The following is a 14132-nucleotide window of genomic DNA, read 5'->3' as shown; positions in this document are numbered from 1 at the left end:
CGATGCTTATTCCAGATACTTTGCGGGGACCCCAAAACAAAAAGCCCCACAAAGTGGCGCCTATGCTTCGATGCTTATTCCAAATACTTTGCGGGGACCCCAAAACATATAAATGCGAATACATTATTGCTAACGCTTCGCTGAAAACTTATACATTCTTAAATCTTAAAAAGCCGCCCTTGCCAGGCGGCTTGCTGCTGTAAATGTGAATTGAACTGTAGCGGTCCACTTATTTTCGCGCGGTGTACTTCGCTTTATATTCGCTCGGCGTGGTCCCCACGTATTTTTTAAACACTTTTGAAAAATACGTCCGATCCGAATAACCTAATCCCATAGCAAGAGACTCCAGATTTTGTCCAGACATTCTGAGCATTTTGGTAGCCATCTTCATTTTGTACTGATGCACGTAATCCGTGAAGGTCAACCCCGTCATCCGTTTGAAATATCGCGAAAAATAGCTCGGATTCAAGAACAGATAGCGTGCCATATCGATCGACGTGATGTTATCGTCAAGATGCTGATCGATATATTGCTGGATTACCTGCAGCTTCGGCTCATTCGGGGAGCTTCCTACTCCCGTTTGCCGGGTTCCGATAATCTGGATCAGCTTTCTCTCCACCAGTTCCATCATATCCTCCAAGGTGCGAGCTAAAGCAAGATAGGCAAACAGATCCTCATCGAATTTCAGACTGGAGAACATCAGCTCGACACCGCGAAGCATGGAGGAAAGGTCCCTGGCAAAGTCATTCGGATCAATCGACAGCTCTTTGGCGGTCCCGGCGATCTTTTGAAGCGCAGCGCGTATTCCGTCGAGATCCTGCTTGATGAGCATCCGTTCGAGCTCTGAAACATAGCTGTCAAGAAACCCCTGTGGCGCAGCTTGAAACCAACGCGACCTTATTTGCGAAATTTCGGATATCGTATAGTCGGTATTTGCGTAAAACTCGCACTTGCCATGGAGAATTTCCTGATAGATAGAACCAATCGAGCTTAATTCCATTTTGTCCGTGACCGTGATAACGTTTGGTTGAATTTTCAGAAAGTGAACGCACTGGTAACACAGCCGCTGCAAATAATTATGAAGATTCAAGCTGGCATTTTGTGCGAGATTCACCCTAAAGTTATGAAGAATCACAATGTTTCCCTGCTCCATGAACGGCGTAATTCCTTCATACGATTCGGACAATTCCGTCGCGATATTGTAGACAGCGTATAAAATCAGTGGAAATTCCGTTTGTCTGAAACGCTTGTCAAAGCTGGACAGTTGAATGCTGACCAGTCCCAGCATAAACCACGGATACGTCCAAGAGATGCCGATCTGTGCCGCATAAGCCAAAGTGGCTTCGGACGGCGAGCCATTGATTACCCTTTGCAGCAAATCCTGCCGAAAGAGCTGGCTGTTGTAACTCGCCGCCTCGCGATTAATCAGACCGGCCCGCGTCTTTAACAAGTGCATGGATTTGCCAAGACTCTGCTCCAACTGATCAGCCGTAAGCTGATCCTTGATCAAATAATCATCCGCTTGCAGCTTTACGGCTTGCTGGGCGTAATGAAAATCCTCATGACAGGTCAGGAAGATAATCCGAACCTCCGGCTTCACGCGAATAAAATGGTCTGCCAACTCAATGCCGTTTTTTTGCGGCAGTCCGATATCCGTAATGACAATATCCGGACGTAATTCCTCAAACATATGCAGCGCTTTCGCGCTGGAATACGTACTGCCGGCTATCTGCAGATTGTTTGCCTCCCAGTCAATCATCTGTTGCAGTACCTTGAGCATAGGAACATCATCGTCTATGAGCATTACTCTATACATCATTCTTCCTCTCCCTCCGGTAAAAAACCATGATGATGACTTTGGGGCAAATACAGTGAAACTGACATTCCACCCTGCGGAAGGTTGGCGAGTGTCAAACTCGCTTCCGGTCCGAAGGTCAATCGGAGTCTTTGGACGATGTTCATTAGACCCACTCTCTCATAAGCTCCATCCTGCTCGCCGCTTGGTTTTCCCAGCCTACGGTTCAGACATTGGAGCATATCTTCATCTGCCCCGAAGCCATTGTCTGTAATCTCAATTCGGACTCCGTCCGGATTGCTTCGGGAACGGATCTCAATGCGTGGAGTCTGATGATCGACAAGCCCGTGGACGATGGCATTCTCAACGACAGGCTGCAAAATAAGTTTCGGCAAAATGAGCCCCTCGGTTTCCGGATCCAGATCGACCTCTAAATGAAGCGGGATTTCATTGCGGATCTTCATAATGTCAATATAATGGCCCAGCAGCTTGCATTCCTCGCGTAAAGTGGCCGGCTCATTGACCTTGAGATAAGCTCGAAGCAAACTCATCAAGGAATCAATAATTCCACTATGAAGTGTATCTTTCGTCAAGATCAGACTGCACTTGATCGAATTCAGCGTGTTAATCAAAAAATGAGGGCGAATTTGCATAAACAAGGCTTCGAGCTCCATCACCCGCTTCTGTTCCTGCTCCTGTTCGATATCGTGAATCAGCCGCTGTAATTGATCCAGCATCGTATTCAGCGTCTGCCCCAATTCGGCGATATCATCCTTGCCCTTGACCTCCAGTCTGACATCCAGGTTTCCCATTCCGAACTGGCGTACAACCCGCTGCAGCTTGAGAATCGGACTGTGCAGCCTTTTGGCGATCAGGATGGACATCCCGGAGAAAACGAGAAACAGCAGAATGACCCCGGCTAGACCGGTATAAAAAGTCCGGGAGATTTGCCCCGACCACTCTTTCTCCGAAGCCTCATAGGCCAGCTTCCAGTTCGATTTCAAAATGGTCCTGTCCGTTCGGACACTGCCCTTAGTCTCCGTATGATTCGGGATTAGCCCCGAGTCGCCTGCGATGAATTCCCCTGTTGTATCAAAGAGCGCCACCTTGCCAAAGTCGACCGTACCAAGCAGCCTGTTGAAGTAAGTATCGGAAATGGCGCTGAGCAATACAGACACTTGCCTCTTCTCGCGGCTGTCATAAATGACCCTGGCGATATAGTAACTTTTCCCCTTCCCTGCCGAGTCGCCGCCCGCCATCCCAAGCCATTGCAGGCTTTCCGGTTTATTGAGATCGACGCGCTGCATCAGCTTGTCGACACTTCCGTTAATGGCGGTCAAATCCTCCGTGCCGGAAGAGATGACGAAATGCTGACGGTTGACCAAGTACATGCGGACGTTATTATTCAGCGGCTTGGAGTTGATCAGGGAAAACACATCCTGAATTTGTCTAAAATGCACATAATCCTGATAAGTAGCCAGCCGTTTTGTGTCTGCAAATGACTTCAGGATATTGCGAACATTTGTATCGTTCACGATAAAATGGGAAGCAAACGTTACATCGTCAATTGTCTTGCTCAGCTCATCCGTCATGACGTTCAGGAAATTCTCGTTGCTGAGCTGCAGCTTCTCTACCATCGTATCCCGGATCAGAACAAACGAAATGATAGAAACCGCAATCAGCGGAATAAAGATCAGCAAAAGAAACGACAGCTGGATGCGTTTGTAGTAGGTGAATTTGAACATTTTTCTCTGCGCCTCTCTTATGCTATTGTCCTCTTTATTCTATCAGTCCTCAGTGCCGGAAGCATTCATTAAATGATTACGGTTACTTGCTTATTTCTGCCTTGGAGGGTCATCAGCACAACCTCTCCGAAGATCTGCATGCCCTCCACCACATAAGAATCATAATGACCGGACGGCGCACGGTGACTAACAACGAGAATAAACTCCTCTTCCATTCCCGGGAGCTGAACCCCGCATGCCTCAGCTTGCCCGTCATGAACCTGCTCACCCGTATGACGATATACAGGTACCTTACGGACTCGCGGAGCGGCTGTTTCGCCTGGACGATGAGGATAGAGCACCTGCATGATGCTGATCAAACCTTTCCCAGTCCGGGAGTAGGCCGCATTCGCATTAGGTTCCAGCAGGTTATATTCACGAGAGATCACGCCCTCGCCCACTTCCGCACGCATGCCGTCTGTGGTTACGGGGATGATGGATAGATTCGCTTCCCCAAGGGTGTTTGTACGGCAAATCAATGATTCCGCTTCCATCAAGACTTCTCCTGGAGGGTGTGGAAAATGAAAATGCTGAGTAAAGGTATGCTGCTCAAGGCACACCAAGCTGTCGATCAGCAGCCAATAGTGTGGCTTGATAAAGATGATCCTTCTGCGCGGATACAACGGCTCATTCCCATAGAGATAGCCGTCATGCGCCCCCTCGACATAGTCAAACTCCGGCCTGCTAATCCATCTGCAGCCCAGAGGCCTGGCAATCCGATCGTAAGACCAGGTGTCCTTGACCCCGGTAAACCCGATTCCGTCAACGACAGTTGTGTTATGGGCCGAGCTCTCCTTTAATGCTTTTCTCAGCGGTGTATGATCGCTATAGTTGTACCTCCCAAGATCGGTGAGCAGATCACGGCCGTAGGCATGGAGATCAATATGCAGCATATCGGCGTGCCCATGGCCTCCCCCGAGCGGACCGCAGTGAAAATAAAGGTACAGCGCTTCTTCGTCCCAGTCCGTTCGCATCGTATAATGACCGGAATGGGTAAAAGCTCTGCTCCGGCATGGCGGCTCCGCGGGAACCATCGCTTTGTAATCCCGGATTCCCTCTATGCCGAACAACCAGGCATTATCATAATCCGGCCGAGCATTGCCGCCAAAGCGCAGAACGGAATCCCCAAATAACCACGCGGCATAGGTCAGAATGGAACGGATATCGCTGTCGTCGCTGTCTCCCAGCATCGGCTGCCTGTGATTCGGCTTCGCCCAGTACAGGGAGGCTCCGGCCATCTCGCGGACCGTACGCCGAAATGGACCGTCAAGCTCCAACCCGTTGAGATTGGCGAGGTGAACGCAGTCAAGATAACAAGCCAGCACCTCATGATGGTACGTTGGCGATTGCTCCCAGTGAATGCCATCCGCCATGATCTGAAGTCTAGCTGTCTCCTTCAGTCTCTCTTCCCCCATTTCCCGCCACCCTGCCGACTTGCTAAACTCGGGGAAGAACAGTGCAATATGGTATAAACCGCAAGTCTCCAGGACACCCCAGTTGCTGATATGCTTCCAGCTGGTGAAGGAAGCAGCCAGATACTCCCCGTGCTCGTGAAGCGAAATCAGCGCTTTACCGAGCAGCGTCGGAGTCAGGGATGGACTGTCGATCATGTATCGAAGTGCCTTGATCCAGTTCGCGCTGCGCAGGCCCGCTTCGATCGGGCGCCATGTCAACGTATCCGTCGTAGGTTCTTGGGGGATAGGATTCCGATCTATCCAGTCTTCAAGCTGGCGGCCAAGCACCTCCGCATACTTTTCATTGCCTGTCATCGCATACGCTTGTCCTAGCGCAACCCAATAACGGTGCCGATTCAGCATATAAGCCCACTCCACGTCTTGATCGGGAATATGGCACCAGTCAATATCACCGTCAAATGTGACCGGCACTACACTCCGTTCCATATCCCATGGAAAGCGGAACAGGAACGTCTGCCGCACCACCTCATCCGCTGTCTTCATCACGGTTTCCAGGTCATCTGCACAGTATTGCTTCACATATTCCGTAATTCTTTGCTTATCCTCACTGCTCGTCCACCATCCGGGTGTCCTCCGACAAGAGAAGTACTTGTGCAGCTTACTCATTATATCGTGCCGTTGACCTTGGTCGTCTGCATCTTGCATCGCATCTAGCATCGGACGTATGGCGGGATCCTCCAGATTCAAAACCGCTAAAACGGCATCCACCGAAGCTTCCGTAGCATCAGCGTTCATACCAATACCCCTTGCTGCCGGTCTCCATACGAATCAAAGCTTCCAGGTAAAAATAATCCCCCCAGATCATGAAATCATCCGGGGACAATCCGCCGCGCACATGATAAGAGCCATGCTGCAGCAGGCCCTCTGCCTCTTGGCCGATCGTGGAGTAATATCGTACCAACGAGGTCATGGAATCCTTCAGACCTTGTTCAAAGTCGGCTCTATCGGGATCCTCCTCCTCCAAATGTCCAATCAGTTCCAGCAAGCCTGCTGCCACAATAGCGGAAGCCGAGCTGTCACGATAAGTCTCGGCGGTTACGGGAGCATTAAAGTCCCAAAGGGCGACATGATCCTCCGGTAAGTGTTTCAGGAAATATCTCGCCATTCGTTTAGAAGTCTCGAGGTATACATGATCTCCTGTATAATGGTAAGCCAATGCGAAGCCGTATACCCCCCAGGCTTGTCCCCGCGTCCATGTCGACCCGTTTGTATAGCCTTGATGCGTAGCACCTCCGATCGGCTCCCCGGTATGCTGATCAAAGAAGAAGGTGTGGTATGAACTGTCATCTCCCCGCACCAGATAACGCCTTGTCTTCTCCGCCTGCATGATTGCAATTTCTCGATATTGGGACTTTCCGGTTTGCAGTTCAGCCCAGAACAGGAGCGGCAGATTCATCAAACAATCGATAATGATGCGGCCACCCTCATGTTCATCCCCTTCAGGACCCCAGGCCTGAATATATCCTCCGCCTGGACGCCAGCGTTTCAGCAGCAAGTCCGCAGCCTGAAGCGTCAACTCGCGGGCACTCTCGTTCTTATCAACGATCCATTCCGCTTTGGAGGACAAGGAATACAGAAATCCGATATCGTGATGATCCAGCACCCGCTTATCCGCAAAGCGTTGGCGGAAATCTTCTACGGTTCGCACCGCCCCCAATCTGAAGGCCTCGTCACCTGTGTATTCATAACATAGCCAGAGAAGGCCGCTCCAGAAGCCGTTCGTCCAGTCGTCATTGTCATTCAACAAATAAGCTCCGTCCCTGCTGACGTGGGGAAATCTTGTCCCGTAGGTATCCATGTTCTTCCGGATTTTCTCTACGGCGTCTTTAATCGCACTGCTCCACATAACCTCTTGCTCCCTTCAAATCGATCATGATTACGATTCATGATAAGGAGAGTCACCCCGTTCTTGTAGAGCCGATTTTTGCCTTGATGTGCAATATTTTGACTTTCGGATCTCTAAGGACGAAATGTGGGGGCAAAGGCGAGCGCTGACGCTTGTCCGGAATCGATTCGTCCTCTCCGCTACGCCGTGCAGATTGCTTACTTTTTTAGACGCAGAGAAACCGTTCTTTGGTAAAATGGAGGTGCTACCCAAACCATTTACGAAAGGAACGGTTTCTTTTGTACATTCAATATACCATGGACCAACTCTATCTGATCAAACAGAAACTATAGCGGTGTGGGAATAACATCCTGAACACCGCCATAGCTTTATTTGACACACTTTCTGTTTATGAGAGCCGTACGTCAAGCAACTAGATCTAAATGGGACGACCTCTCATGTCTGCCGAGCGATATAGTCTAGCCGTCGTACTTCTTCCACTTTCTGATTTTGGTTCTGAAGCTTTTGAACGGTGCGACGGAATTGATATGCAGCCATTTCCACATCGGCCAGTTGGCACTGGTTACCGTCCACTTGCGAACACCCGAATGAAATAACTCTTCTTCACTCAGTTGGTTGATCCATTCACACCATTCTTCTATCCTCTGCTTCAACAACGAACGTAATTCTTCCAAAGAATGTGCATCATACGTATGATAGAATTGCTGATACAACGCCCCCAATTGATTCCATTTATAGTCAAGGGTTGGCGTCGTAACTTCTTTACCCGCAAGTTCATCCTTCTCCCAGCTCATCACCAGCGTTAGCCATCCGAGCTGATAGGCGATCATCTCTTGGGGTGTTCTGTCCACTTCGCCTATACGCAGATTCCTTTTATCCTCTGGAACATCATCAAATTCTTGGTCAAAAAGCTTGTACGTTTTTTGAATTTCAGTGATTAAAGCTTCTTTGCTCTGGTACGTTTGCAACGGTACCCTCTCCTTCATCATCTACATGTTCCACCCACTTAACAGGGGCATCCAAATTATACCATGCCCTGAGGCCATGTATGGTGATGAAAATCATCCTGCCCCTTTACAGGAGCAGTCCGTTCGAAGAATTAATGCTCCCTTGACGCTATCTCTTTCTGAAGCCGTTCAATCACTTGATCTATTGAGCTTTCACCAAGTTCGCCCTCGCCCCGTTTACGGACCGATACGTGATCGGAGTTCATTTCCTTCTCGCCAAGAACCAGCGTGTAAGGCGTTTTCAACAGACCCGCTTCACGGATTTTATAACCCAGCTTTTCATTTCTTACATCGACATTCACCCGAATCCCGGCATTCTCCAGACGTTTCTTCACCTTTAACGAGTAATCGATATAGTGATCTGACACCGGTATGATCATAACCTGTACGGGAGAGAGCCACATCGGGAAAGCCCCACCGTAATGCTCTGTAAGAATCCCGATAAATCGCTCGATGGATCCAAATACCGCCCGGTGAATAACAACCGGCCGATGCTTCTGGTTGTCTTCTCCGATATAGGAAAGATCGAATTTTTCAGGGAATTGGAAATCCAGTTGGATGGTGCCGCATTGCCAGCTTCGCTTTAAGGAATCCAAGATATGAAAATCGATTTTCGGTCCATAAAACGCGCCATCCCCTTCATTAATTCGGTACGGCAGCCCTAGTTGATCCAGCACCTGCTGGAGCGATGATTCCGCCTGCTCCCACAATTCTTCAGAGCCCATAGAATCTTCAGGTCTTGTCGATAACTCGATTGTATAATCAAAGCCAAAAATTTGATAAACCTGGCTGATAAAATTAATAACCTGCTTGATTTCTTCCTGGATCTGATCAGGTCTTACAAAAATATGCGCATCATCCTGACAAAACGTGCGCACCCGCATCATGCCGTTAAGCGCGCCTGAGAATTCATGGCGGTGCACCTGACCAAATTCGGAAATACGAATGGGCAGCTCTCTGTAGGAATGCAGCGAATTTTTGTAGACTAACATATGCCCTGGACAGTTCATCGGCTTCAGCGCATACTCCGTCTCGTCTACTTGTGTGAAATACATATTGTCTTTGTAATGATCCCAATGACCGGACATTTCCCACAGCCGCTTGTTCATCATCAGCGGCGTGCGCACTTCATCATAATCGCTATGGAATTGAAGTTCTCTTGCAAATTGCTCCAGCTCATTGCGGATGATCATCCCGTTTGGCAAAAAGAAAGGCATGCCGGGCGCTTCCTCTGAGAACATAAAGAGCCCCAGCTCTTTTCCCAGCTTCCGATGATCCCGTTTCTTGGCCTCTTCCAGCAGCAATAGATGCTCCTCGAGCTGCGACTTCTTCGGAAACGCCGTTCCGTATATTCGTTGCAGCATTTTATTGTCCGAGTTCCCCCGCCAATAAGCACCCGCCACACTCATTAATTTGAATGCCTTGATTCTGCCCGTTGAAGGAAGATGCGGCCCCCTGCATAAATCAACGAACTCCCCCTGCTCATACACCGAAATGACCTCGTCCTCCGGCAATTCACGGATCAGCTCCATCTTGTACGGGTCATCTTTGAAAATACGTTCGGCCTCCTGACGACCAACCTCCCTGCGAATAATCGGCAGGTCTTCCTTAACGATCTTCTGCATTTCTCGCTCAATGGCAATCAAATCATCGGTTGTAATCGAATGCCCCAGATCCATATCGTAATAAAAACCATCCTCAATGACCGGTCCTACCCCAAAATGGACGGACTTCCTGCCATAGATCCGTTTAACGGCCTGGGCCATCAGATGAGCCGCGCTGTGCCGATACACGTATAGACCATCCTCTGAATCCAGCGTTATAATACTTACTTCCGCATCTTGACACAGCTCATAATCCAAATCCACGAGTTTCCCATTCACTTTGGCGGCAACAGCCTGTTTCTTTAGACCTGAATGAATGGATTCCGCGATGTGGCTCATCGTCGTTTGTGCGGGATACTCCTTTTGGCTTCCGTCCGGCAGCGTTACTACAATTAACATTGTTATCCCTCCATCAAATTTTGATTGAACGCAAAAAAGCACTCGATCCCTAAGGGACGAGTGCGTTCAGCTCGTGGTTCCACCCTAATTTGATCGAAAGTTGCATTCGCTCATACGGCCAGCGTGCTCTTTTCGATCCTCATTCAGACATCCGATAACGGGGATGACTCGGTGTTTTCTAGTTCCATATCTCGATAGTCAAACGACCGATCAGGGTTCAAAAACACAGCTACAAAGGGGTAATTCAAGAAGCAAGCACGGAGGAAGCTTTCACCAATCGCTTCCCTCTCTGGGCAGGTCGTTTCAAGAATCATGTCTTTGATGGTTGCTGATAGTAAAGTACTATAAGTCAGTTTTTTCTAATTGTCAAACAGAATCTGACTGACAGATCCATGTAATATGGAACTTTCAGTCTCCCAATACATCCCATGTCAGCATCTCTACCATGGTCACTTTTCTTCATTGTTCATAGATATTTTAATCAGATATCCAACACCTAAACCGACCAGAACTCCTGGAAACGCACTTCCCAGCGCTAAACCAATACCCGCCCCGATGATGACGCAAGCGTAAATAATGACATCTCCCTTATTCATTCCGTCCATCCCCCTCTGTATGTATTTATGACATAGATCGTAAATCACAAAATACATCTTACAAGATGACGTCGCGTCACTTTCAAGGGGTTAACGTAAAAAGTAAGGTTTTAAGGTGATCGCGGATGGAGTATCGTAATTTGGTTTCCGGGTCTGACCACCACCCTCGAAGTAAACCGTTAAATCTCCCTTGTTTCTGCTTGAAGCCAACACGTTTAATATCTTAGCATATTATATTGCCATTCAAGGAGGCTGACCCATGGACATGTATATGGATTTAGGGGTTAAACTGGTCATCAGCTTTTTTGGGTTATGGATAATCACTTTTGTTACGGGGAGAAAAACCATCAGCCAGCTTACACCGCTAGATTTCTTGTCTTCCTTAATTCTGAGTGAAATTGTCGGGGCAAGCCTCTACGATGATAAGGTAAACATATATCATTTGTTATTCGCTCTTGCGCTCTGGACGACGATGTCTTACCTCTTCGAGAAGGCAACCACCCACTTTGTTAAGTTCGGATATTTAACGGAAGGCCGGGCGGTCCTTCTGATCGACAACGGAAAGCTCAACCAAAAATTACTGAACAAATACGATATGGAATATAAACAACTGTTATCCATGCTGAGACGGCAAAGCATTTTCTCGTTAACTGAAGTCAAATACGCCATTCTGGAAACGGACGGATCGCTGTCCGTCATGCGCAAACCCGAGTACGAGCCGCCTACGGCCCAGGATATGGGCATGGAAGCCAAGGCGGACACCTTTACGGTAACGGTCATCGATAAGGGAAAGCTGCTCGAGGAATCGATGCTAGATAAACCCATTGATCATAGCGAGATCAAATCGAAAGCCCGGGAACAAGGTTTTGACTCCTTGGAGGAGATCGCTTACGCGGAATATGGAGATGACGGGAAGCTTTATGTTTATTCTAAAAGGGAGGTTCTGGAATGATCTTATATAGGTTATCCCACCTTGATTTTGCATGAGACCTTCCTGTCTCTTCTCCAGATTTTCTGATTCCGTTTCGCCCCTTAGGCTACCCGCAAGCACACGGTGCGTCGTTTCGAAAAACAGGTTGTAACGCCCCCTTGAATTCTGCGTTATGATCACCAACATGTGTGCGTCATTTAGTCCAACATAAAATTGTACGGAACAACTTACAATCTGACGGTTAAGAGGTACCACCGATGAAGTTGTACGAAAGATCGTACAAAATCGGCACGAAAGAGTTCCGTTATAGAACAATTGTACGAAAAATCGTACAAACGCGATCCTAATGCCAGCGGCTGCAAGAGATTTGTACCAAATATCGTACAAACGAGAGAAACTCACGGGACGGTAGTGGGAAAACAGTTTTGTTTCGGGTCGGTTCCGCTAGAAGCCCCTCGTTATACCGGATATCGACCATTTAAAGCAACTACAAAATAAGGCCAACCAGCTGTTTCTGGTTGACCTAATCATACGAAAGAAGCCTGATTGGTCAGGCTTCTTTTCCTTGTTTCTATCTACAAAGCGAATTCAACGATGTACTGTTTGCACACCGTAACATATCCCAGGGACTGATATAACCGGATCGCGTTTACGTTCTTCTCCAGCACATTCAGATACACATGGGGAGTGATTGCACGCCCCTTACGGGTCAATTCCGCGCATACCTTTTTGCCGTACCCCTGTCTTCTCCACGCAGCATCCGTGCCAATATTCCCAAGCTCAACATAATCATCGCTATAGATATGGTATCCGCCGACAGCGATGAGCTCCTGATCCTGAACAACCCCATAGAAGGGGTTTTGAAGCTCTTCCTTTGCAAAAGCTATCGTATTGAATTCCACCATTTTCGACTCGATCATATCATAGTATGAGGGGTCTAAACGAAACACCTCGTCATCTCCTAACGGCAAATCTTCAAGGTGCCGATGCTTCATGAGTAAGATGCCTGCGGGAGGTTTCATCACATCAGTCTCAAGATTAAGAACCTCCCATTCATCCTCATTCACGATAAAGCTCCCTAGTTCCCCATCGGGTAATTCCAGATCTCGTTTCATTCGGAACAGCACGGACTGAAATCGAAATGATGTTTGAAGAGGATACACCGAAAAGGCATAGAAAGGCAACCCTTTCAGAAAAGCCATAACACCCAGCAGCTCTCCATGTTCTGAGAACTGCCCATAATGAACGGTCTGATTCTTCCGGCAAGTAAGGTAGGAATAATATAAGAAATGCTGTTCCCTGTTGATCGTATCCAAGAGGCTCCCCAGCTCTTCAGGCAAAAGTCTGCGAATCACCAAGTCTTCTCCCTTTCTCAAAAGAAATCCATGAGATAGGTTTGACCGACGGGAATCATCGACTCCAATTGTGTTACAGCCTTGGGATTTCCGGATAGCCGGTGAATGGCATGCAGCTCCTGTGGTCTTTTGTATCCCGCAAACAGCGCTGACAACGTCTGAATATCGGTCGACAAATCAGCCTGCTCCCCATGATCGGACGGAAGCTCCGACAGCTCCGCTTTCCCCTCTTGATTAACCGACAGACTCCATCGGCCTGCATTCCAAGGCGCAGCGGAATCTTCCACCTCGATAGTCATCACGGCTTCCCGATGCTCTTCAAAAGTGTACTGCTCCACAAAGGATTTCAAATCCACGATGCGGGCCATGAAGTATGGGACCACTTCCTGGGTAACGCGTGGATCCGGCAGCATAAATGGCAGCTGATCATCTCCAGGCACCATCGTCATCGTAACCTGCTCGATTCTGGAATCATGATTCCCAAAAAAGGTCCAGAGTGCGCTTCGGGCTTCTTCATTCAGGTATACAAATTCGTCGCACACGAGATCTTTGTCTTTGAGCTCATATAACGCGTAGCCCGTCGGTTTGCCCTCAGCTGAATAATAAACAACGCTGTGACTGTCCCCCTGCAGCACGAATCTTGTCCACCAAGTGTCATCCCGCACAAGCGTACCGTTATAACGGCTGGCATAGGCTTGATACATGCCGTCCAGTGTTGGAATATCGGTTACGCCTCTTACAATGCGGCCAGGCACTTCCACCTTACGTGGGAATTTAGGTACCGGAATGATGTACTTTTTATATTCCGCGTAAAGTTCCCAGCCAAATTTACGATAGAACGGGATCGAAAACGGATGCAGGAAGGAAAGGGTCTGGCCTTTGCCCTTCATCTCTTGCAATGCATGCTTGAGCAAGGTGGATACATGCCCCTGTCTGCGGTTCTCGGGCCAGGTTGCCACACCGGCAATACCGCCCATATCGAAAAGGTTTCCATGCATATAAACTTGCAGCGGGATGATGGTCAGTTTCGCTTGCAGCTCTTCTCCGTCAAAAATCCCCCAGAAGCGTTCAGGTTCAAAATGCTTTTGATTGGACTCTCGCTGCTCCGGTGTCAGTGTATATTGAAAGGCATATTCGGATAATTTTGTGCTGATCTCAAACTCGTCGGACCTTAATTGTCTCAGTTCCATACTTGCTTCACCTCTCCAATCTTTATATGTACTTTAAGTGCTGAATTACGCGTGTTTTCTCGGCACGGGAATTTTATTCCAGGGCACATGATCAGTATAACATTGCTGCTGCCTATACGGTACAAAACACGTCCGAATCAGGCACAAATC

10 protein-coding genes are annotated in these 14132 nt (G+C 48.3%); 1 reads left to right on the top strand and 9 read right to left on the bottom strand.

Annotated elements, in window-relative coordinates:
* Positions 1–229: 229 nt before the first annotated feature.
* The 7 genes from AB4124_RS24070 to AB4124_RS24040 all read right to left on the bottom strand — a co-directional run bounded on the left by AB4124_RS24070 (position 230) and on the right by AB4124_RS24040 (position 10506).
* The gene (locus tag AB4124_RS24070; RefSeq protein WP_441974424.1) at positions 230–1819 is read right to left on the bottom strand and encodes a response regulator transcription factor; all 1590 of its coding nucleotides are present in this window, start codon (positions 1817–1819) and stop codon (positions 230–232) included.
* On the bottom strand, positions 1816–3540 hold the full coding sequence (locus AB4124_RS24065; RefSeq protein ID WP_076326112.1) for a sensor histidine kinase: 1725 nt from the start codon (positions 3538–3540) through the stop codon (positions 1816–1818). The genes AB4124_RS24070 and AB4124_RS24065 overlap by 4 nt, the downstream gene beginning before the upstream one ends.
* Positions 3541–3608: 68 nt before the next feature.
* Positions 3609–5789, bottom strand: coding sequence for an alginate lyase family protein (locus AB4124_RS24060; RefSeq protein ID WP_441974423.1), 2181 nt, complete (start codon positions 5787–5789; stop codon positions 3609–3611).
* Positions 5779–6900, bottom strand: coding sequence for a glycoside hydrolase family 88 protein (locus AB4124_RS24055; protein ID WP_441974422.1), 1122 nt, complete (start codon positions 6898–6900; stop codon positions 5779–5781). The genes AB4124_RS24060 and AB4124_RS24055 overlap by 11 nt, the downstream gene beginning before the upstream one ends.
* Before the next feature lie 458 nt (positions 6901–7358).
* The gene (locus tag AB4124_RS24050; RefSeq protein ID WP_441974421.1) at positions 7359–7889 is read right to left on the bottom strand and encodes a ClbS/DfsB family four-helix bundle protein; all 531 of its coding nucleotides are present in this window, start codon (positions 7887–7889) and stop codon (positions 7359–7361) included.
* 110 nt (positions 7890–7999) lie between these two features.
* Positions 8000–9910, bottom strand: coding sequence for a threonine--tRNA ligase (thrS, locus tag AB4124_RS24045; RefSeq protein ID WP_441974420.1), 1911 nt, complete (start codon positions 9908–9910; stop codon positions 8000–8002).
* A gap of 449 nt (positions 9911–10359) precedes the next feature.
* The gene (locus AB4124_RS24040; protein WP_179090733.1) at positions 10360–10506 is read right to left on the bottom strand and encodes a hypothetical protein; all 147 of its coding nucleotides are present in this window, start codon (positions 10504–10506) and stop codon (positions 10360–10362) included.
* 259 nt (positions 10507–10765) lie between these two features.
* Between AB4124_RS24040 and AB4124_RS24035 the strand changes: the two genes are divergently transcribed.
* Positions 10766–11458 (top strand): YetF domain-containing protein, encoded by a 693-nt coding sequence (locus AB4124_RS24035; protein WP_441974419.1) that lies wholly within the window; start codon positions 10766–10768, stop codon positions 11456–11458.
* A gap of 554 nt (positions 11459–12012) precedes the next feature.
* Here AB4124_RS24035 and AB4124_RS24030 read toward each other — a convergent pair.
* Both AB4124_RS24030 and AB4124_RS24025 read right to left on the bottom strand, forming a co-directional pair.
* Positions 12013–12792 (bottom strand): GNAT family N-acetyltransferase, encoded by a 780-nt coding sequence (locus tag AB4124_RS24030; protein WP_441974418.1) that lies wholly within the window; start codon positions 12790–12792, stop codon positions 12013–12015.
* A gap of 17 nt (positions 12793–12809) precedes the next feature.
* Positions 12810–13982 (bottom strand): GNAT family N-acetyltransferase, encoded by a 1173-nt coding sequence (locus tag AB4124_RS24025; protein ID WP_441974417.1) that lies wholly within the window; start codon positions 13980–13982, stop codon positions 12810–12812.
* Between the last annotated feature and the right edge of the window lie 150 nt (positions 13983–14132).

The sequence above is a fragment of the Paenibacillus sp. 2KB_20 genome, assembly GCF_052115765.1.
GTDB lineage: Bacteria > Bacillota > Bacilli > Paenibacillales > Paenibacillaceae > Paenibacillus_AQ.
This window is presented reverse-complemented; position numbering and strand designations above follow the sequence as displayed.

What these genes read in the sequence shown, in the direction of transcription:
- AB4124_RS24070 (WP_441974424.1), bottom strand. Translation starts at nt 1,819, where the DNA reads ATGATGTATAGAGTAATGCTCATAGACGATGATGTTCCTATGCTCAAG.
- AB4124_RS24065 (WP_076326112.1), bottom strand. Translation starts at nt 3,540, where the DNA reads ATGTTCAAATTCACCTACTACAAACGCATCCAGCTGTCGTTTCTTTTG.
- AB4124_RS24060 (WP_441974423.1), bottom strand. Translation starts at nt 5,789, where the DNA reads ATGAACGCTGATGCTACGGAAGCTTCGGTGGATGCCGTTTTAGCGGTT.
- AB4124_RS24055 (WP_441974422.1), bottom strand. Translation starts at nt 6,900, where the DNA reads ATGTGGAGCAGTGCGATTAAAGACGCCGTAGAGAAAATCCGGAAGAAC.
- AB4124_RS24050 (WP_441974421.1), bottom strand. Translation starts at nt 7,889, where the DNA reads ATGATGAAGGAGAGGGTACCGTTGCAAACGTACCAGAGCAAAGAAGCT.
- thrS (WP_441974420.1), bottom strand. Translation starts at nt 9,910, where the DNA reads ATGTTAATTGTAGTAACGCTGCCGGACGGAAGCCAAAAGGAGTATCCC.
- AB4124_RS24040 (WP_179090733.1), bottom strand. Translation starts at nt 10,506, where the DNA reads ATGAATAAGGGAGATGTCATTATTTACGCTTGCGTCATCATCGGGGCG.
- AB4124_RS24035 (WP_441974419.1), top strand. Translation starts at nt 10,766, where the DNA reads ATGGACATGTATATGGATTTAGGGGTTAAACTGGTCATCAGCTTTTTT.
- AB4124_RS24025 (WP_441974417.1), bottom strand. Translation starts at nt 13,982, where the DNA reads ATGGAACTGAGACAATTAAGGTCCGACGAGTTTGAGATCAGCACAAAA.